This window comes from Pseudomonas caspiana (assembly GCF_002158995.1).
In the GTDB taxonomy this organism is placed as follows: domain Bacteria; phylum Pseudomonadota; class Gammaproteobacteria; order Pseudomonadales; family Pseudomonadaceae; genus Aquipseudomonas; species Aquipseudomonas caspiana.
The window spans coordinates 15,474-34,783 of record NZ_LOHF01000018.1; the positions used below are offsets into that span (position 1 = coordinate 15,474).

At 57.7% G+C, this 19,310-nt stretch carries 11 protein-coding genes and 1 pseudogene; 10 read left to right on the forward strand and 2 right to left on the reverse strand.

The genetic code is table 11. From position 1 onward, the window contains the following. The 7 genes from aroK (at position 1) to hemE (ending at position 14,653) form a co-directional block, all read left to right on the forward strand. Complete coding sequence (gene aroK, locus AUC60_RS19155; protein WP_087271137.1) at positions 1 to 519, forward strand: shikimate kinase AroK; 519 nt, start codon at positions 1 to 3, stop codon at positions 517 to 519. Between the two features lie 129 nt (positions 520 to 648). Then, positions 649 to 1,752, forward strand: a complete 1,104-nt coding sequence (gene aroB, locus AUC60_RS19160; protein WP_087271140.1) for a 3-dehydroquinate synthase — start codon at positions 649 to 651, stop codon at positions 1,750 to 1,752. Positions 1,753 to 1,761: 9 nt separating this feature from the next. Next, a complete protein-coding gene (locus AUC60_RS19165; protein WP_087271143.1) occupies positions 1,762 to 3,381 on the forward strand; it encodes an AAA family ATPase in 1,620 nt (539 codons plus the stop codon). Positions 3,382 to 3,737: 356 nt separating this feature from the next. Continuing rightward, complete coding sequence (gltB, locus tag AUC60_RS19175) at positions 3,738 to 8,186, forward strand: glutamate synthase large subunit (protein WP_087271145.1); 4,449 nt, start codon at positions 3,738 to 3,740, stop codon at positions 8,184 to 8,186. 116 nt (positions 8,187 to 8,302) lie between these two features. Beyond that, entirely contained in the window at positions 8,303 to 9,721 is a 1,419-nt protein-coding gene (locus AUC60_RS19180) for an FAD-dependent oxidoreductase (RefSeq protein ID WP_087271148.1), read from the forward strand. Between the two features lie 440 nt (positions 9,722 to 10,161). Further along, positions 10,162 to 13,419 carry a dermonecrotic toxin domain-containing protein gene (locus tag AUC60_RS19185; protein ID WP_087271151.1) on the forward strand — a complete coding sequence of 1,086 codons (3,258 nt, stop codon included), beginning with the start codon at positions 10,162 to 10,164 and terminating at the stop codon, positions 13,417 to 13,419. Positions 13,420 to 13,588: 169 nt separating this feature from the next. Next, entirely contained in the window at positions 13,589 to 14,653 is a 1,065-nt protein-coding gene (gene hemE / locus AUC60_RS19190) for a uroporphyrinogen decarboxylase (protein ID WP_087271154.1), read from the forward strand. A gap of 91 nt (positions 14,654 to 14,744) precedes the next feature. Here hemE and AUC60_RS19195 read toward each other — a convergent pair whose 3' ends face one another. Beyond that, positions 14,745 to 15,971, reverse strand: a complete 1,227-nt coding sequence (locus AUC60_RS19195; protein ID WP_420800744.1) for an MFS transporter — start codon at positions 15,969 to 15,971, stop codon at positions 14,745 to 14,747. A gap of 165 nt (positions 15,972 to 16,136) precedes the next feature. Between AUC60_RS19195 and AUC60_RS19200 the strand changes: the two genes are divergently transcribed. From AUC60_RS19200 to AUC60_RS28620, 3 genes and pseudogenes are all read left to right on the forward strand, one after another. Beyond that, positions 16,137 to 17,033: a LysR family transcriptional regulator gene (locus AUC60_RS19200; protein WP_087271161.1), complete on the forward strand. Its 897-nt coding sequence runs from the start codon at positions 16,137 to 16,139 to the stop codon at positions 17,031 to 17,033. An 81-nt stretch (positions 17,034 to 17,114) separates the two neighbouring features. After that, positions 17,115 to 17,876, forward strand: a pseudogene (locus AUC60_RS28615) (MCP four helix bundle domain-containing protein); the annotation flags it as partial. A gap of 72 nt (positions 17,877 to 17,948) precedes the next feature. After that, positions 17,949 to 18,737, forward strand: a complete 789-nt coding sequence (locus AUC60_RS28620) for a methyl-accepting chemotaxis protein (protein WP_420800745.1) — start codon at positions 17,949 to 17,951, stop codon at positions 18,735 to 18,737. A gap of 117 nt (positions 18,738 to 18,854) precedes the next feature. On the opposite strand, the gene AUC60_RS19210 is transcribed toward AUC60_RS28620, so the two are convergent. Beyond that, positions 18,855 to 19,301 carry an excinuclease gene (locus tag AUC60_RS19210; protein ID WP_087271167.1) on the reverse strand — a complete coding sequence of 149 codons (447 nt, stop codon included), beginning with the start codon at positions 19,299 to 19,301 and terminating at the stop codon, positions 18,855 to 18,857. Between the last annotated feature and the right edge of the window lie 9 nt (positions 19,302 to 19,310).

Here is a 19,310-nt window from a genome sequence, read left to right on the forward strand (position 1 = left end):
GTGCGAAATTTAATACTTGTAGGGCCGATGGGGGCTGGTAAAAGCACCATCGGCCGTTTGCTGGCCAAAGAGCTACGCCTGCCGTTCAAGGATTCCGACAAGGAAATTGAACTGCGCACGGGTGCTAATATCCCGTGGATTTTCGATAAGGAAGGCGAGCCAGGCTTCCGTGATCGCGAGCAGGCCATGATTGCCGAGCTGTGCAGCGTGGATGGAATTGTCCTCGCGACAGGCGGTGGCGCGGTCATGCGCAGTGAAAACCGTCAGGCCCTGCATCAGGGGGGGCGCGTGGTTTATCTGCATGCTTCGGTAGAGCAGCAAGTGGGACGTACGGCCCGTGATCGTAACCGTCCGTTATTGCGTACCGCTGACCCGGCCAAGGTTTTGCGCGATCTGCTGGAGATGCGCGACCCGCTTTATCGGGAGATCGCCGATCTGGTGGTTGAAACCGATGAGCGGCCGCCACGAATGGTGGTTCTTGATATCCTTGCGCGCCTGGCGGAGCTTCCTCCCCGTTAAAGCCCAGGCAGAAATGCGCTATCCTCGGCGACCAATAAAAAACAGGACGAGGCACAGCCTTGAGCCACATTTTGCGTGAGCGCCAACAAGCGCTTGCGAAGACGTATTCGGTAATCATCGTGGGGACACATGCAGACACTTAAGGTCGAGCTTGGCGAGCGCAGCTACCCGATTCATATTGGCGAAGGCTTGCTGGATCGTTTGGATTTACTGGCTCCGCATATCGTCGGACGGCAGGTGGCGATTGTCTCCAACTCCACTGTCGCACCTCTTTACCTTGAGCGACTGACCCGTACCCTGGCTGGCTATAACGTATTGCCCGTCATCCTCCCTGACGGCGAAGCTTTCAAGAATTGGGAAACGCTGCAAACCATTTTCGATGGCCTGCTGGGTGCCCGTCATGATCGGCGCACCACAGTGATTGCGCTCGGTGGCGGTGTGATCGGCGATATGGCCGGTTTTGCGGCCGCCTGCTATCAGCGCGGCGTGAATTTCATCCAGATCCCCACTACCCTGCTGTCTCAGGTCGACTCGTCGGTGGGTGGCAAGACCGGGATCAACCATCCGCTTGGCAAAAACATGATCGGCGCGTTCTATCAGCCGAGCGTTGTGCTGATCGATACGACCAGTCTCAACACTCTGCCGGAGCGCGAGCTTTCGGCGGGTCTTGCCGAAGTCATCAAGTACGGCCTGATCTGTGATGAGCCGTTCCTGACCTGGCTTGAAGAAAACATCGATCTGTTGCGTGGGCTGGATCAGGCTGCGTTGACGGTTGCCATCGAGCGCTCCTGCGCCGCAAAGGCCTTGATCGTCGGCGCTGATGAGCGGGAAACCGGCGTGCGGGCCACGCTCAACCTCGGCCACACCTTCGGGCATGCCATCGAGACCCATATGGGTTATGGCGTCTGGCTGCATGGTGAGGCGGTAGGTGCTGGCACCGCCATGGCACTGGAAATGTCTTGCCGTCTGGGCTGGATCAGCGAACAGGAGCGCAATCGCGGTATTCGTCTGCTTCAGCGCGCCGGTTTGCCGGTGGTGCCGCCTCAGGAGATGACGCCGGAGCATTTCCTTGAACACATGGCTGTCGACAAAAAAGTCCTGGATGGTCGTATGCGTCTGGTCCTGTTGAGCCGCATGGGCGAAGCAGTGATCACCGACGAATATCCAAAAGAAGTATTACAGGCCACGCTGGCGGCGGATTACCGCGCCCTCGTGGATCAGCTCAGAGGTTAATGAAAATCCATGACGAGTAGCTTGCACGCCGACGAGGCCTTTCTCGGCCATTATCAGTTGAGTCATGACCCCTTCGCAGCGCGGGTACCTGGCTTCAAATTCTTCCCTGCCCAGCGCAAGCCGGTGTTGGGACAACTGCATCATCTGGCGCGTTACAGCCAGCTATTGCTGGTAGTCACCGGGCCAAATGGCAGCGGTAAGACCTTGTTGCGCCAGGCACTGGTTGCCAGCACCAACAAGCAATCGGTCCAGAGCGTAGTGATTTCAGCGCGCGGAGCCACTGATGCGGCAGGTCTGCTGCGTCAGGTCGCTCAGGCGCTGAATGTCGCCCAGCCAGAGATACAAGCCATTCTCGGCCAGATCGTGCAATTGGCCCTGACCGGTCAGGAAGTCTATTTGTTAGTAGACGATGCCGAACAACTGGGCGAATCCGCAATCGAAGCACTGCTTGGTCTGGCCGATGGGAGCCCTGAGGGGCGTCCGCATGTATTCCTGTTCGGTGAAGCCTCGCTGATTGATCGACTCGATCAGTTGTTTGCTGAAGCCGAAACCGAGGGCGAGCGCTATCACGTCATCGAGCTGGCACCTTACACGGAAGATGAAACACGGGAATATCTGGAGCAACGACTGGAAGGTGCCGGACAAGGCATCGAATTGTTCACGGCCGAGCAGATAACCGATATTCACGAGCATTCCGGTGGATGGCCTGGAGCTATCAATCAGGTTGCCCGGGACTCAATGATCGAGGCGATGATCGCCAGCCGTTCGGCGGTCAAGCGCCCAAGTGTGGGATTTAAAATGCCGAAGAAATATGTACTGGCACTGGGTGCTGTGGTTGCAGTCGGGGTGTTGGCAGCAGTGCTGATTCCTGGCCGTGGCGGCAATTCCGGCGCCCCAGCGACGCAGTCTGCCAACTCTCAGGCGCAATTGCCTCTGGGGCAGGGGCAGCCTAGCGCTCAACAGTCCAACAATGGTGGCCCGGCCATCGAATTCGCGGGTAATTCGCAGCCTATGCCGTTGCCGTTGGTCGGTAACTCGCAGCCGGTAATGCGCGGTCCGCTGGCTGAAGCGGCTGGCTCGGGTGATGGCGAAGACGATGGCGTGCCGGTCGGTTCCGTTGATCAGCCGCCTACCGTGACCACTACTGCGCCACCTGCTGGTGTGCCGGCCGGTGCTGCGCCGTCGACACCTCGTTCTTCGATAGCCCCGCCAGCGGCCGCGACGGCTCCGAAGCCAGCCGCACCTGCTGCGACCGCTCCGAAGCCAGCAGCGCCTGCTCAGGCTCCGGCGCAAGTAGCCACCGCCAAGACTGCACCGGCCGCTGCTGCAAAACCTGCTGCCGGTGGCAGCTGGTACAGCGCCCAGGCACCCGGTCGTTACGTGGTGCAGATTCTGGGTACCAGCTCTGAAAGCACCGCTCAGGCGTTCGTTGCAGAGCAAGGTGGTGAGTACCGTTATTTCAAGAAAACGCTTCAGGGCAAGCCGCTGTATGTGATCACCTACGGCAACTTCTCTGACCGCGCAGCTGCACTTGCAGCCATCAAGGTATTGCCAGCGAAGGTTCAGGCTGGTAAACCTTGGCCTCGTACTGTCGCCAGTATCCAACAGGAACTCGGCGCAGCTCGCTGATGTCGCAGCGGCCTTATCCAGGCCGCTCACCCAGCAACCTGATTCAACCCTCGAGCGTGCTGCCAATGGGCAGCGCGCCTTGTGGTGTCTGCATTACAGACACCTTTAACAATCAGTGCGCTTCTGGTCAGATTGATAAAAGTTCTTTCGGCTAGCACAGCATCCAGCTATAAACGTTCATAAATGCGACACGAATTTACGACTGTTCGTCGTTAAATTTGTGAGGCTTTGTGTCGCTGTGTACAATGACCTCCCTTTTGCTCCCGCTAAGCTGGCGTACGTTCAGCGCGTGAGGTAACTGGTTGAATTGAAAAGAAATTTGCCTCGGAAAGAGGCAGCCTGGTGAGAAAGTGTCTATGAAAGCAGGTCTGTACCATCCAGATGAATTCAAGGATAACTGTGGTTTTGGCCTGATTGCCCACATGCAGGGCGAACCCAGTCATCACCTGTTGCAGACGGCTATCCAAGCCCTGACCTGCATGACCCACCGTGGTGGGATCAACGCCGACGGCAAGACCGGAGACGGTTGCGGGCTGTTGATTCAAAAACCGGACGCGTTCCTGCGCGCCGTTGCCAAAGAGCACTTTGGTAATGAGCTGCCGCGTCAATACGCTGTGGGCATGGTGTTCCTCAATCAGGACGACACTAAAGCAGACGCTGCCCGCGAGAACATGAATCGCGAAATCCTCGCCGCTGGCCTGACCCTCGTCGGTTGGCGCCAGGTGCCAATCGACACCAGCGTGCTGGGTCGTCTGGCCCTGGAGCGTCTGCCGAAAATCGAGCAGGTGTTCATTGGCGGTGAAGGCCTGAGCGATCAAGAGTTCGCAATCAAGCTGTTCAGCGCCCGTCGCCGTTCTTCGGTCGCCAACGCTGAAGACACCGATCACTACATCTGCAGCTTTTCTCACAAGACCATCATCTACAAAGGTCTGATGATGCCGCGCGACCTGACGGCATTTTTCCCGGACCTGAGCGACGAGCGCCTGCAAACCGCGATCTGCGTGTTCCACCAGCGTTTCTCGACCAACACCTTGCCGAAATGGCCGTTGGCCCAGCCGTTCCGCTTCCTCGCCCACAACGGCGAGATCAATACCATCACCGGCAACCGCAACTGGGCGCAGGCCCGTCGCACCAAGTTCGCTAACGAACTGATTCCGGATCTGGACGAGCTGGGCCCGTTGGTCAACCGCGTAGGTTCCGACTCCTCGAGCATGGACAACATGCTGGAGCTGATGGTTACCGGTGGCATCGACCTGTTCCGTGGCGTGCGCATGATCATTCCGCCTGCGTGGCAGAACGTTGAAACCATGGACCCCGATCTGCGGGCGTTCTATGAGTACAACTCCATGCACATGGAGCCGTGGGATGGTCCGGCCGGCGTCGTAATGACCGAAGGTCGCCACGCGGTGTGTCTGCTTGACCGTAACGGTCTGCGTCCGGCGCGCTGGGTCACCACCAAGAATGGCTACATCACTCTCGCGTCGGAAATCGGCGTGTGGGACTACAAACCGGAAGACGTCATCGCCAAAGGCCGTGTCGGTCCGGGTCAGATCTTCGCCGTGGATACTGAAACCGGCCAGATCCTCGACACCGACGCGATCGACAACCGCTTGAAGTCGCGTCATCCGTACAAGCAATGGTTGCGCAAGAACGCTTTGCGTATCCAGGCGACCATCGAAGACAACGACCATGGTTCGGCTTTCTACAATGCCGACCAGCTCAAGCAATACATGAAGATGTATCAGGTCACCTTCGAAGAGCGCGATCAGGTATTGCGTCCGCTGGGTGAACAAGGCCAGGAAGCGGTCGGCTCCATGGGCGATGACACGCCGATGGCGATCCTGTCGCAGCGCGTGCGTTCGCCCTACGACTACTTCCGTCAGCAGTTCGCGCAGGTGACAAACCCGCCGATCGACCCGCTGCGTGAAGCCATCGTCATGTCGCTGGAAATCTGCCTCGGTGCCGAGCGCAACATTTTCCAGGAGTCGCCAGAGCACGCTTCCCGCGTGATCCTCAGCTCGCCGGTCATTTCTCCGGCCAAGTGGCGCTCGTTGATGACTCTGGAGCGTCCAGGTTTCGAGCGGCAGATCATCGACCTGAACTACGACGAGAGCATCGGCCTTGAAGCGGCTGTGCGTAACATCGCCGATCAGGCTGAAGAAGCCGTGCGTGCCGGTCGTACCCAGATCGTCCTGACTGACCGCCATATTGCGCCGGGCAAGCTGCCTGCTCACGCCTCTCTGGCTGTTGGTGCTGTGCACCACCGCCTGACCGAAAAAGGCCTGCGTTGCGACAGTAACATCCTGGTTGAAACCGCCACGGCTCGTGACCCGCATCACTTTGCGGTGTTGATCGGCTTTGGTGCTTCGGCGGTTTACCCGTTCCTGGCCTACGAAGTGCTGGGCGACCTGATCCGTACTGGTGAAGTGCTGGGCGACCTCTATGAGGTGTTCAAGAACTACCGTAAAGGCATTACTAAAGGCCTGCTCAAGATCCTGTCGAAGATGGGGATCTCGACCATCGCTTCGTACCGCGGTGCGCAGTTGTTCGAAGCCATCGGCCTTTCCGAAGAAGTGTGCGAACTGAGCTACCGTGGTGTGCCTAGCCGCATCAAGGGTGCACGCTTCGTCGATATCGAAGCCGAGCAGAAGCTGCTGTCCAATGAAGCCTGGAGCCCGCGCAAGCCGATCCAGCAGGGCGGCCTGCTCAAGTTCGTGTTCGGTGGGGAATACCACGCCTACAACCCGGACGTGGTCAGCATGCTGCAAGCTGCTGTGCAGCAAGGCGACTACAGCAAGTTCAAGGAATACACCTCGCTGGTAGACAAGCGTCCGGTGTCGATGATTCGCGACCTGTTCCAGGTCAAGACCCTCGACACGCCGATGTCCATCGACGAAGTCGAGCCGCTGGCGGAAATCCTCAAGCGCTTTGACTCGGCCGGGATTTCTCTCGGTGCGCTCTCGCCAGAGGCCCACGAAGCGCTGGCTGAGGCCATGAACCGTCTGGGTGCACGCTCCAACTCCGGCGAGGGCGGCGAAGACCCTGCGCGCTACGGCACCATCCGCAGCTCGAAAATCAAACAGATCGCTACTGGCCGTTTTGGTGTGACCCCTGAGTATCTGGTCAACGCCGACGTGTTGCAGATCAAGGTTGCTCAAGGCGCCAAACCGGGAGAGGGCGGGCAACTGCCGGGCGGTAAAGTGAACGGTCTGATCGCCAAACTGCGTTATGCAGTGCCGGGCGTGACCTTGATTTCACCGCCGCCGCACCACGACATCTATTCCATCGAAGACTTGTCGCAGCTGATTTTCGACCTCAAGCAGGTCAATCCGGATGCGCTGGTTTCGGTCAAGCTGGTTGCTGAAGCAGGCGTGGGTACGATTGCCGCCGGTGTTGCCAAGGCGTACGCCGACCTGATCACCATTTCCGGCTATGACGGCGGCACCGGTGCTTCGCCGCTGTCGTCGATCAAATACGCCGGCGCTCCGTGGGAACTCGGTCTGGCCGAAACTCACCAGACCCTGCGTGGCAACGACCTGCGCGGTAAGGTCCGGGTACAGACCGATGGTGGTCTGAAAACCGGTCTGGACGTGATCAAGGCTGCGATTCTCGGCGCTGAAAGCTTCGGTTTCGGTACTGCGCCAATGATCGCGCTGGGCTGCAAATACCTGCGCATTTGCCACCTGAACAACTGCGCCACCGGCGTCGCCACTCAGAACGAGAAGCTGCGCAAAGACCACTACATCGGCACCGTCGACATGGTGATCAACTTCTTCACCTACGTGGCAGAAGAAACCCGCGAGTGGCTGGCCAAACTGGGCGTGCGTTCGCTGGAAGAGCTGATCGGCCGTACTGATCTGCTCGACATCCTGCCGGGCGAAACCGCCAAGCAACAGCACCTGGACCTGACGCCACTGCTGGGCAGCGACCACATCCCGGCTGATAAACCTCAGTTCAGCCTGGTGGATCGTAACCCGCCGTTCGACAAAGGCCTGCTGGCTGAGCGTATGGTTGAAATGGCCAAACCGGCCATTCAGAGCCTGAGCGGCGGTGAGTTCGAACTGGATATCTGCAACTGCGACCGTTCGATCGGCGCACGGATTTCCGGCGAAATCGCCAAGCTGCACGGCAACCAGGGCATGAACAACGCACCGATCACCTTCCGTTTCAAAGGCACCGCCGGGCAGAGCTTCGGTGTATGGAACGCCGGTGGCCTGAACATGTATCTGGAAGGTGACGCCAACGACTACGTCGGCAAAGGCATGACGGCCGGTAAGCTGGTGATCGTTCCGCCAAAAGGCAGCCCGTTCAAGACACAGGAAAGCGCCATCATCGGCAACACCTGTCTGTACGGTGCAACCGGCGGCAAATTGTTTGCGGCCGGTACGGCAGGCGAGCGTTTCGCGGTGCGTAACTCCGGTGCTCACACCATCGTGGAAGGCACGGGCGATCACTGCTGCGAATACATGACCGGTGGCTTTGTCTGCGTACTGGGCAAGACCGGCTACAACTTCGGTTCCGGCATGACCGGTGGTTTCGCCTACGTGCTGGACCTGGACAACACCTTCGTTGACCGGGTCAACCATGAACTGGTTGAAATCCAGCGCATCAGCGGCGAAGCGATGGAAGCCTATCGCAGCCATCTGGAGCGTGTACTGGCTGAGTACGTCGAGGAAACCGACAGCGAGTGGGGCCGTAACGTCTGGGAAAACCTGGACGATTACCTGCGCCGCTTCTGGATGGTCAAGCCGAAGGCTGCTTCGTTGAAGTCGTTGCTCTCCAGCACCCGCGCCAATCCGCAATAAAAGCAGCCACGAGCTGCAAGCTTGAAACTACAAGCTTGCAGCTCAGTGGGTCGAACAGAATTTGATTTCTTGCAGCTTGAAGCTTGTCGCTTGAAGCTGCCGTGAAGAGGCTCCAAATGGCTGAACGTCTAAGTAACGACTTCCAGTTCATCGATGTCGGGCGTAAAGATCCGAAGAAGAAGCTGCTGCGTCAGCGCAAGAAAGAGTTCGTGGAAATCTACGAACCTTTCAAACCCCAACAGTCGGCCGATCAGGCTCACCGTTGCCTGGGTTGCGGTAACCCGTACTGCGAGTGGAAATGCCCGGTACACAACTTCATTCCCAACTGGCTGAAGCTGGTTGCGGAAGGCAACATCCTGGCTGCCGCCGAGCTGTCGCACCAGACCAACACCCTCCCGGAAGTTTGCGGCCGCGTCTGCCCGCAAGACCGCCTGTGTGAAGGTGCCTGCACCCTGAACGACGGGTTTGGCGCTGTGACCATTGGTTCGGTGGAGAAGTACATCACCGACACCGCGTTCGCCATGGGCTGGCGTCCGGACATGTCCAAAGTGGTCCCGACCGGAAAGCGCGTCGCGATCATCGGCGCTGGTCCTGCGGGTCTGGGCTGTGCTGACGTACTCGTGCGTGGCGGCGTGACTCCGGTGGTGTTCGACAAGAATCCGGAAATCGGCGGTCTGCTGACCTTCGGTATTCCCGAGTTCAAGCTGGAAAAAACCGTATTGAGCCATCGTCGCGAAGTGTTCACCGGCATGGGTATCGAGTTCCGTCTCAATACCGAAGTCGGCAAGGACGTGACCATGGAGCAACTGCTCGAAGAATACGATGCCGTATTCATGGGCATGGGCACCTACACCTACATGAAGGGTGGCTTTGCCGGTGAAGACTTGCCGGGCGTGCACGATGCGCTGGACTTCCTGATCGCCAACGTCAATCGCAACCTGGGCTTTGAAAAGGCGCCGGAAGATTTCGTCGACATGAAAGGCAAGAGGATTGTGGTGCTCGGCGGTGGTGACACGGCTATGGACTGCAACCGCACGTCGATCCGCCAGGGCGCCAAATCGGTGACCTGCGCTTATCGTCGCGACGAAGAAAACATGCCGGGTTCGCGCAAGGAAGTGAAGAACGCCAAGGAAGAGGGCGTGAAGTTTCTCTACAACCGTCAGCCGATCGCCATCGTCGGCGAAGACAAGGTTGAAGGCGTGAAGGTCGTCGAGACCCGGCTCGGCGAGCCGGATGCCCGTGGCCGTCGCAGCCCTGAGCCGATTCCTGGCTCGGAAGAGATCATCCCGGCTGATGCCGTGGTCATCGCTTTCGGCTTCCGCCCAAGCCCTGCGCCGTGGTTCGAGCAGTTCAGCATCCAGACCGACAGCCAGGGCCGCGTCATCGCCCCGGAACAGGCGCAGTACAAACACCAGACCAGCAACCCGAAAATCTTCGCCGGTGGCGACATGGTGCGCGGCTCTGACCTGGTGGTAACTGCAATCTTTGAAGGCCGTAATGCGGCCGAAGGGATTCTGGACTACCTGGGCGTCTAAGCGATCCCGTGTAGAAGTGAGCTTGCTCGCGATGAACGATAACGCGATCCGCCTGATAGATCGCGGTGTCCGCATCGCGGCAAGCACTGCCCCCGCTGGTTCTATGATTTGCCTGATACACCGCGCCGCCTGATTCTCGAGCAAAGTGGAGCGCCACTCCGGCGCTCCAACGGAAAATCGCTGATACAAACCCTGCAACAACTCTGCGCAGTAACGCTGATTGAAGTAACTCTCCGCCCGACCCCAGCGCTAATACCTCCTCCAGCTTCATCCCCTTCTTTGCACCCATCCATGGCCACTACCTGCTGGCTCGCTGACTCTTTTGCTGCGTATTTCCGTTACGTTTTTCCGTCTTGCAGAGGGACTAGGATTGCCTGATCTACGGGAAATCAGTGTCACGTTGATTTCCTTGTCATACATGACGCTATAAGGAAATAGCCATGTCTCAAGATGCAACCTTGTCCACTCCTTCGACTGCCGAGGCGTCGAATACATTCTTGCCGAGCATCAGCGCGGTCCGTGAGCACCGTGCCCGCCAGCATGCTGACCGGATTCTTGATCAATTTGCCGAGCGTTTTACCGAGAAAGATTTTTTTCCTGAAGGCGGCGACGGATTGTTGTTCGCCATGCTGACTCGTTTACCCCAGTGGCCCGCGGATACGCAGATCACAGTGCTTGATGACGAGGGGGAGGTCGCGGGATACCTGAAGGACAATGACCAGAGTATTGCCCTGTACGCCGTAGTGCTCGTCCAGCAGGATGATGGCACGTACTCTCTAAACCACAATGAGCCCGCCACGGGGCCGGAGTCATTGTTTCGGCTGATCCTTGGTCAGCTTCCTGCCTCGTCGGGTCTTGGCCTGGGGGGCAACTTCCATGGCAGCAACAGTATTTCCGGACGTATCGTAACGCTTCGCGAACAGCTCGCAGGAATGGCGCGATCTGAACGTGGATTGTTGTTCGACGCGTTGTTGGCCGATGCCCAGGCAAACAAAAGCGAATCGCCAACCGGTTTACCCAATCCTTTCTTGCCGCTATGGACCCTTGCGGAGGCCGACCGGTTGCCGTCGCTCGTGAAGCTCCACGAGTTAAATCCACAGCTGCCTAGTGAAAGGCTGGGGGACCTGTTGCAAGCTGTTCCGATGACCGAAAGTCAAGATTCCGAGTTGCTGCTAAGCGGCACAATACCCGCAGAACATGCGGCAGCTTTGACGACTTCGCGGGCAGAGTGGGTTCGCTATCGCGCCATAGACGGCATATTGAATACTCGGGTTTATGACCCTGAAACCGATGCCTTGGCGCGGCAATTCGTCCAGCGGCTTTTAAAGGACACGCTTGACCGAGAATTGATGATTGTCGAGTCAGGCCAGAGCAGCTATTCACCTACGGAGCCCGACGACACTCGTATTGTCCTCTGGCATGACCGTGATGGTATTTATAGGGCAGAAAATCCTGGCACAGGTGAGATCAACAGCTTCGGACAGACCACCGACAGTTTTTATCTGGCTTTGGGTTCGCTACTGCAGCCTCATGAGCTCAGCCTGTGTGGCATGCAGCATGAGCGGGACGTAGCGGGGCTGCGCTCGACGGTAGGTAATCTGGTCGTCAAAGAAAACGGCGGCTGGTTCGAACTGGAAACATCGGCCCAGACCGATAATGCGTTAGCACCTGACTGGTTCAAGCAAGCGTCTGCTGCAGACAAACTCGCCTGGGCGGATGCGGTTCAGACGTACACCCAGGCCATGCTTGAAGCGCAAGTTCCTGATTCACCCACGCTGGCCGTGTCTGAGGTCGCCAGAGAACTACGCCAATTCGCCCGTAAGAAACTTCAGGATCACCTCAAATCCGGATTCGGCCTTGAACTGGACCCTGATCTGATCAGGGTTCACATCCCGGTTATACAGCCTTGGGGTACCGGCTCAAGCATTGGCCTGCCACATATTGGAGGTGACCACTCGGCCTCATTGCCGCGCACCGTCAGCCTTACCCAGCTAAGCCTGGAAAACGTAGCATTCAGCGATGTTCTGTTCCTGTTGCGTGCTCAAGTGAGAGACGCAGTCGGCAGGCCGATCGATGGTTTTGGTGCGCTTGATGCTTACAGGCTCGTGCGTGAAGTGGATATTGGCGAGACCTACAAAGCTTTTTTGAGAGCGCGATTGCTCAACTCTCCTGAAGGGGAGTGGTACAAAGAGCGCTTTGCTCAAGTCATGCAGGCTCAGATGCAACTGGATGCGTTAGAGGCCAAGCTTGCCGGAGATTACCTTGAAAATGGTACCTCACCGCACGGCCAGGAAGATCGCGGCTACAAGTGGGTCAAAGCCGTTCTGGATCATCCGGTCGATGATGGCGCTCGTCCTTTGGTGGAGGGCAGGCGAGTAAGGGTCGGTTCGCTACGCATTGCATCCGGTACCAAGCCGGATGACAGGGTGATCCTGAATGACTTTCTGGTTTTCGGACTGGCCTCTCCCTTGAGCGTTCCTTCCGCTGTGCTTTACACCGCTGGGGCTAAGGATGGGCGGTGTTTCGTTGAATTGAACAGCCTTGAGGATCTGCGTCCCAGATTGGGAGATAGCGAGTTTCAGGATTATTTGGTCCTTCAGGCTGAACCCTCTCAGAGACCCAGAATCAGGTGGATGTTGGAGAACAAGTGGCAGGATTTGATAATTGATGTGGCACTGCACACCGAAAACTTTCTTGAGACAAACTATAAGGCCCAAGCGGAGCGCGTAATTGCACTCGTTGATGAAAAGACCAAAAGTACTTGGGAAGTAAACTGGGAAAGTGCCTGGTCAATCGTCAGATCCGTCGGAGACTTTGCGCTAGGCTTCACACCGTTCAGGGTTGCGTTACCCGTAGCAGCCGTGCGCAGTTTGTATGCGATGTCCAAGGCGATAAAAAACGAGGACGGTGGTGACCACAGTTCCGCTTTGTATTTTGTTGCAGCGGCCAGCTTCCTGACCGCAGCATTGCCGACGTCAAAACAAACCAACATCAAATCCCCCCCTCGCAAATACCCCACTGTCATTGAATTAAAAGGCAAGGCGGCTCTGGCCGTCAGCCCGGATGGCTTGAGACTGCGCACGGATGGAATTTTTAAAGAAATCTACGAGCAAGCACAGCAAGGGTCAGCACCGCGTTTTTATATAAAACAGGATGGGAAAACCTTCCAGGTACGCTATGACCGTGACAGCGGGGTCTGGCGGCTGATTGATCCTCGCCGCCCTGACGCTTATTACCAACTACCGATACGCTCTCAGGGCGGTAACTGGGTATACGCCAGGTCCGGGTTGATAGGCGGCATGCCCAAAGGCGCAAAAGGCGCCAACGGTGCCACGGCTACGGTGCCAGCCGCGAGCGAAGGACCCAAGCGCTATACGTTGGACCTGACCGGGTTTGAAGAAGCCAAGCCGTTTAAAAAGGCTGATCCGTTTATTAAGGAAAAACTTCTGAAGTCGGCAGAGAGCGTCACTGAAAAGTACGCCCAGGAAGGTGGCGGAAGATTTCATGGCTACAAGGAGAAGGGTACTGGCAGGAGTATCTTTACCCTCGATCTGACAGGCATACCAGGCTCTACCGGCAGAGGCTCGTGGCGATTACAGCTTGTCGAGCGCTTGATAGTTGATGAAACGGGCAGCGTTGTTAAACAGCCGGGCCAGCCCGGTGTATTGGTGTTCGATAAGGTCTTGTCCCAGCACTAATGCAGACATTGTTTCATCTGGCATCGTAGCGGGAATGAGTGGCCGAGCTTCATTTGGCTCACTCAGCCCGCCGCGACAAATCGACCCGATAGATAAAAGGCACGGCTCTGTCCGTGCCTTTTACGTCCGCGTCTGAGAAAATGCCCGCACTTTTTTTGCGGATGCCGACATGACTGCCTTGAAGAACGACCGTTTCCTCCGTGCCCTGCTCAAGCAACCCGTGGACGTTACCCCTGTCTGGATGATGCGCCAGGCCGGCCGTTACCTGCCGGAATACCGCGCCAGCCGCGCCAAAGCCGGAGACTTCATGAGCCTGTGCATGAACCCGGAGTTCGCCTGCGAGGTCACGTTGCAACCGCTGGAGCGTTATCCGCTGGACGCTGCAATCCTGTTCTCCGACATCCTGACTATTCCGGATGCCATGGGGTTGGGCCTGTACTTTGAAACCGGCGAAGGTCCGCGCTTCAAGAAAACCGTCAACACGATGGCCGATATCGAGGCCTTGCCGATCCCCGATCCGCAAAAAGACCTCGGCTATGTGATGGACGCCGTCAGCACTATTCGTCGCGAATTGAATGGCCGTGTACCGCTGATCGGCTTCTCCGGCAGCCCATGGACCCTCGCCACCTATATGGTTGAAGGCGGTTCTTCGAAGGATCATCGCAAGTCCAAAGCCATGCTCTACGAAAACCCGCAAGCCATGCACCTGCTGCTGGACAAGCTGGCGGACTCAGTCATTGCTTACCTCAATGGCCAGATTCTGGCGGGTGCGCAGGCGGTGCAGGTGTTCGACAGCTGGGGCGGTAGCCTCTCTGATGCCGCCTATCAGGAGTTTTCGCTGGCCTACATGCGCAAGATCGTCAACGGCCTGATTCGCGAGCATGATGGCCGCAAAGTTCCAGTCATCCTGTTCACCAAAGGCGGTGGTCTGTGGCTGGAGAGCATGGCTGATACTGGCGCCGACGCACTGGGCCTGGACTGGACCACCAACATCGGCGACGCCCGTCGTCGCGTCGGTGACAAAGTCGCGCTGCAAGGCAACATGGACCCGTCAGTCCTGTACGCCAGCCCGCAAGCGATCCGCGCCGAAGTCTCGCGCATTCTCGCCAGCTATGGCAGCGGCAATGGCCACGTCTTCAACCTCGGCCACGGCATCACCCCTGAAGTTGACCCGGCACATGCCGGTGCTTTCATCGAAGCGGTGCATGAGTTGTCGGCGCAGTATCACGGTTAATGCAATGACCCTGTAGGAGCTGCCGAAGGCTACGAAGGTGTATTCCTGACACACCGCTTTCGCAGCCTTCGGCAGCTCCTACAGGGAGCGCTTATATTTGTGTCTTCACCTGCAACGGCGGCAGCTTCGCCAACTTCAGCGCCACCCCCAGTGCAATCAACAGCAGCACACCAATAAACAACCCGATGCCGTTCCACCCGCCGTAATGCCAGCACACTCCGCCCGCCGTCCCGGCCACGCTTGAACCTGCGTAATAACTGAATAGATACAGCGACGATGCCTGGCCTTTGGCCTTGAGTGCACGGCGGCCGATCCAGCTGCTCGCCACAGAGTGCGCACCGAAAAAGCCGAAGGTGAACATCACCACGCCAATGACCACCAGCGCTAATGGCTCAAACATCGTCAGGGCCATGCCTGCCAACATCAACACGATGACAGCCCAGAGCACCTGGCGACGTCCGAGTTTGTCCGCCAGCGAACCAATCTTCGCCGAGCTATAGATGCCTGACAGGTAAACCACCGAGAACAATCCCACGACCGCCTGGCTCAAGTGATAAGGCTCAGCCAGCAAACGATAGCCAATGTAGTTGAACAGGGTCACGAAGCTGCCCATCAACAGGAACGCTTCAAGGAACAGCAATGGCAGGCCAGCATCACGAAATTGCATGACGAAGCCATCAATCAGGCTGCGCGGTTGCAGCGAGCGTGCTCGAAAGTTGCGCGACTCCGGGAGGATTTTCCAGAACACCGCAGCGGCTATCAGGGCCAAAACACCCACCACCATCAACGCCACGTGCCAACTGACGTAGTCGATCAATACGCCAGTAATGACCCGGCCGCTCATGCCGCCAATCGCGTTGCCGCCGATATACAGACCCATGGCCAGACCAATGTGGTTGGGGTGGATCTCCTCGCTGAGGTAGGTCATCGCCACTGCCGCCAGCCCGCTGAGCGACAGTCCCACCAATGCTCGAGTAATCAACACACCTTCCCAGCTCGGCATCAATGCACTGGCGAGGGTGAAGATCGCTGCGCAAAACAGCGCCAGAACCATCACCGGCTTGCGCCCGAGGCGGTCGGAGATCGGTCCGGTGATCAATAAACCGATTGCCAGCATGCCGGTCGATACCGAAAGAATCAGGCTGCTCTGCGCCGCATTGATCGAAAACTCCTGAGACAGCACCGGCATCATCGGTTGCACGCAGTACAACAGTGCAAACGTCGCGAAGCCGCCCGCGAACAGCGCCAGCACCGTGCGCATGAACAGTGGCGTGTCTTTCTCGATGTAAACGTCACCCAAAGGGATGGCCGCTTCAATCGTTGTCGATTGGGTTTGCGGAGCAGAAGGGCTGACGGCAGTGTTCACGGTGGGCCTCAAAGAGCGTCTGGCGGGCAATGAGAAAAAAGAATATAGCTCGCTAATCATTCTTTCCAATATATTGTTCGACCTGTTTGATAGGTAAAACGACTTATTGGAAAGGCCATGGAATTACGTCATCTTCGCTACTTCATAGCGGTCGCTGAAGAGTTGCACTTCGGTCGGGCTGCGCAAGTTCTGGGCATTTCCCAGCCACCGCTGAGCCAGCAGATTCAGGCGCTGGAGCAGGAACTGGGGGCGCGTCTGTTTGATCGCACCAATCGGCGTGTGGAATTAAGCGAGGCGGGCCGGTTGTTTCTCGACGAAGCCCGTTTGGTGCTGGCGCAAGTCGACAAGGCTGCAGATGTCGCTCGTCGTGCGCAGTTGGGGGAACTGGGGGAGTTGAAGATCGGCTTCACCACGTCGGCGCCGTTCACCTCGAGTATTCCACAAGCGATCCTCGCTTTTCGCCAGACCTTTCCCGCGGTGCACCTGTCGTTGCAGGAAATGAACAGTAAAGAGGTTGCGGCCGGCCTTGAGGATGAGTCCATTCAGGTCGGCATCATGCGGCCACTGGCGTTGCCGGATTCCCTGGTGGTACATGAGCTGTTGCGCGAGTCGCTGGTGGCGATCATCAATGCGGATCACCCGCTGGCACAGGGCAGCGATCAAGGCATCCATTTGTCAGAACTGGCCAGTGAACCCTTCGTGTTTTTCCCACGCACTTACGGCAGCGGTTTGTATGCGCAGCTTGTCGATCTGGCGCGAGCGGCCGGGTTCAGCCCCTTGATCACTCAAGAAGCGGGAGAGGTCATGACCATCATTGGCCTGGTTGCTGCGGGGCTTGGCGTGACCGTGTTGCCTGCGTCCTACCGACGTATGCGAATCGAAGGTGTGGTCTATCGCACGTTACTTGATCCGGAGGCCACCAGCGCCGTCTGGCTGGTGCAGCGCAAGGATCAGCAATCACCGATGGCGAGGGCTTTTGTAGAGCTGGTGACGCGCCGGACAGAGGACAAGTAGCCAATTAATCGTGGCCTTGAGGTCAAGTTCTGCTGCCCGAAGTCGAGACAATTTAAAGACCTTTCCAGTTTTCGGTGACCTATGGCGCTTCGGCAGATACGTATTTCAACACGTGCATTTCTGAGTTTTGGCGTCATCAGTGTGTTGATGCTTGGCTTCGGGATCTTCTCCATGCACCAGATCACGCAGATGCGCGAGGCGGTTGTGCACACCGAGCAGGTGTCGCACGCCGGGACCCGATGGCTGGGCAGTATTCGTGATAACTCACTGGGCATTCGGGTTCTCACATTCCGGCTGATGATCAACCGTGATCCCGCTGTCCTGGGGCCTTCCACCCAGCGTCTGGTGTTTCTGCGTGGCGAATTGAGCAAGGCACTTGAGGGGTATACCCCGATCGTGCCCGAAGTCGCTCGTGCATCGTTTACCAGGATGCAAAGCGTCGTGGCCCAGTATCAACAGGCGCTGGATAGTTATCAGAAGCTTTCCGAGAAGGGCGACATCCCGGGGATGACAGCGCTGCTCAATGGCACCATCCAGGATCTGTCCAATCAGACGGGTGACTTGTTCAACGAGCTGGTCAAGATCAACCTCGAACAAGGCAGCCTTTACACCCAGCAGGCCGAGCAACGCTACGACACGGCCATGCAGACCACCGTGGCCGTGCTGGTGCTGGTATTTGTGTTGACCGTCGCGCTGGCCTGGCTGCTGACGCGCAGCATTGTGCAACCACTCAATGGCGCCATCGGTGCCGCCCGGCGTATTGCCCGTGGTGACCTGACCGGGACTATCGAGGTTGATGGCAAGGACGAGGCGGCCGATCTGCAGAAATCGCTGGGTGATATGCAGCAAGCCTTGATGGATACCTTGCGTCTGATCGGCAACTCCTCCGATCAACTGGCCACCGCCGCCGAAGAGATGACTGCAATTACTACTCAGACCTCGGGTGATCTGCACAACCAGAACGACGAAATCCAGCAGGCTGCTACAGCGGTCAACGAAATGACGGTGGCTGTTGAGGAAGTAGCTCGCAACGCGGTCTCCACGGCAGATGCTTCCAGCGCCTCAACGAGCACCGCACAAATGGGGCGCCAACGAGTCGACGGGACTATTCAAGCCATCGAGCGTATGGGGCAGCGTGTAGAGGACGCGTCTTCACAGGTTCGTGAGCTGGCTGAGCATTCCCAGGACATCGGCAAGATTCTGGATGTGATTCGGGGCGTGGCCGAGCAAACCAATCTGCTGGCGCTTAACGCGGCGATTGAAGCTGCTCGCGCGGGAGAAGCAGGACGAGGTTTCGCTGTCGTTGCCGACGAAGTCCGCGCATTGGCGGGGCGTACTCAGACTTCGACTCAGGAAATCGAGCAGATGGTCGCCGCTATTCGGGCTGGTACAGCGAAGGTCGTTGATACCATGCAGGCCACCAATGAGCAGGCGCTCACGACCCTGGACATGGCCAAAACTGCCGGTGGTGCGCTGGACGAAATTGCCCAGGCTATCTCGCTGATCCACGAACGGAATCTGGTGATCGCCAGTGCCTCAGAGGAGCAGGCGCAGGTGGCGCGGGAAATCGACCGCAATCTGGTCAACATCCGTGATCTGTCGATCCAGACCTCGGAGGGGGCCGGGCAGATAGATTCGGCCAGCCAGTCTCTGTCGGGACTGTCCCACGATCTGAAAACCATGGTTGGGCGTTTTCAGTTGTAGTCTGATCGGATACCGATTCCCGGTAGGAGCGAACTTGTTCGCGAGCCGCTTTACGCGGTGTATCAGGCAAACTGCCTCGCCAACAAGTTGGCTCCTACCACTATCTGCAACGTGGGATCAGTCCACCTTGCTCAGATCACCCTTCAACGCAACGCCAGCGATGATTGCACCGGCATGGCATTCGTAGTTCACCGGGTCTTTGCGTTCGATACTTTTGTAGTAGCTGGTGATGTTGGTCACGGCGTTGGCGTTGGCGTTTTTCGCTGCGCCGTACATCTGCAGGATGGCCGATTGCAGGACCCACTCACACGCTTCAGTATCGGTCTTGTTGAATGCGTTGGTTTTTTTGTTGGTCACAGCGCCAGGGCTGACCACGGTAACCTTACCTTTTGGCGGTACGCCTGCCAGGTAGAACTTTACGCTGCCATCGATTTTGCCAGCAGCGGTCATGTCATTGATGACTTTCTGAAACGGCAGGAACAACGCTGTGTCGCGGGCCTGGCTGACAGCAGGCAGGACGGACAACGCAATGGCAGCAGCGGCGATCCAGGATTTCATTTGCATAACGATCTC

Excerpts from the sequence above, each read along its gene's own strand:
- aroB (WP_087271140.1), top strand. The coding sequence starts at position 649 with ATGCAGACACTTAAGGTCGAGCTTGGCGAGCGCAGCTACCCGATTCAT.
- AUC60_RS19165 (WP_087271143.1), top strand. The coding sequence starts at position 1,762 with ATGACGAGTAGCTTGCACGCCGACGAGGCCTTTCTCGGCCATTATCAG.
- gltB (WP_087271145.1), top strand. The coding sequence starts at position 3,738 with ATGAAAGCAGGTCTGTACCATCCAGATGAATTCAAGGATAACTGTGGT.
- AUC60_RS19180 (WP_087271148.1), top strand. The coding sequence starts at position 8,303 with ATGGCTGAACGTCTAAGTAACGACTTCCAGTTCATCGATGTCGGGCGT.
- AUC60_RS19185 (WP_087271151.1), top strand. The coding sequence starts at position 10,162 with ATGTCTCAAGATGCAACCTTGTCCACTCCTTCGACTGCCGAGGCGTCG.
- hemE (WP_087271154.1), top strand. The coding sequence starts at position 13,589 with ATGACTGCCTTGAAGAACGACCGTTTCCTCCGTGCCCTGCTCAAGCAA.
- AUC60_RS19200 (WP_087271161.1), top strand. The coding sequence starts at position 16,137 with ATGGAATTACGTCATCTTCGCTACTTCATAGCGGTCGCTGAAGAGTTG.
- AUC60_RS28620 (WP_420800745.1), top strand. The coding sequence starts at position 17,949 with ATGACTGCAATTACTACTCAGACCTCGGGTGATCTGCACAACCAGAAC.
- AUC60_RS19210 (WP_087271167.1), bottom strand. The coding sequence starts at position 19,301 with ATGCAAATGAAATCCTGGATCGCCGCTGCTGCCATTGCGTTGTCCGTC.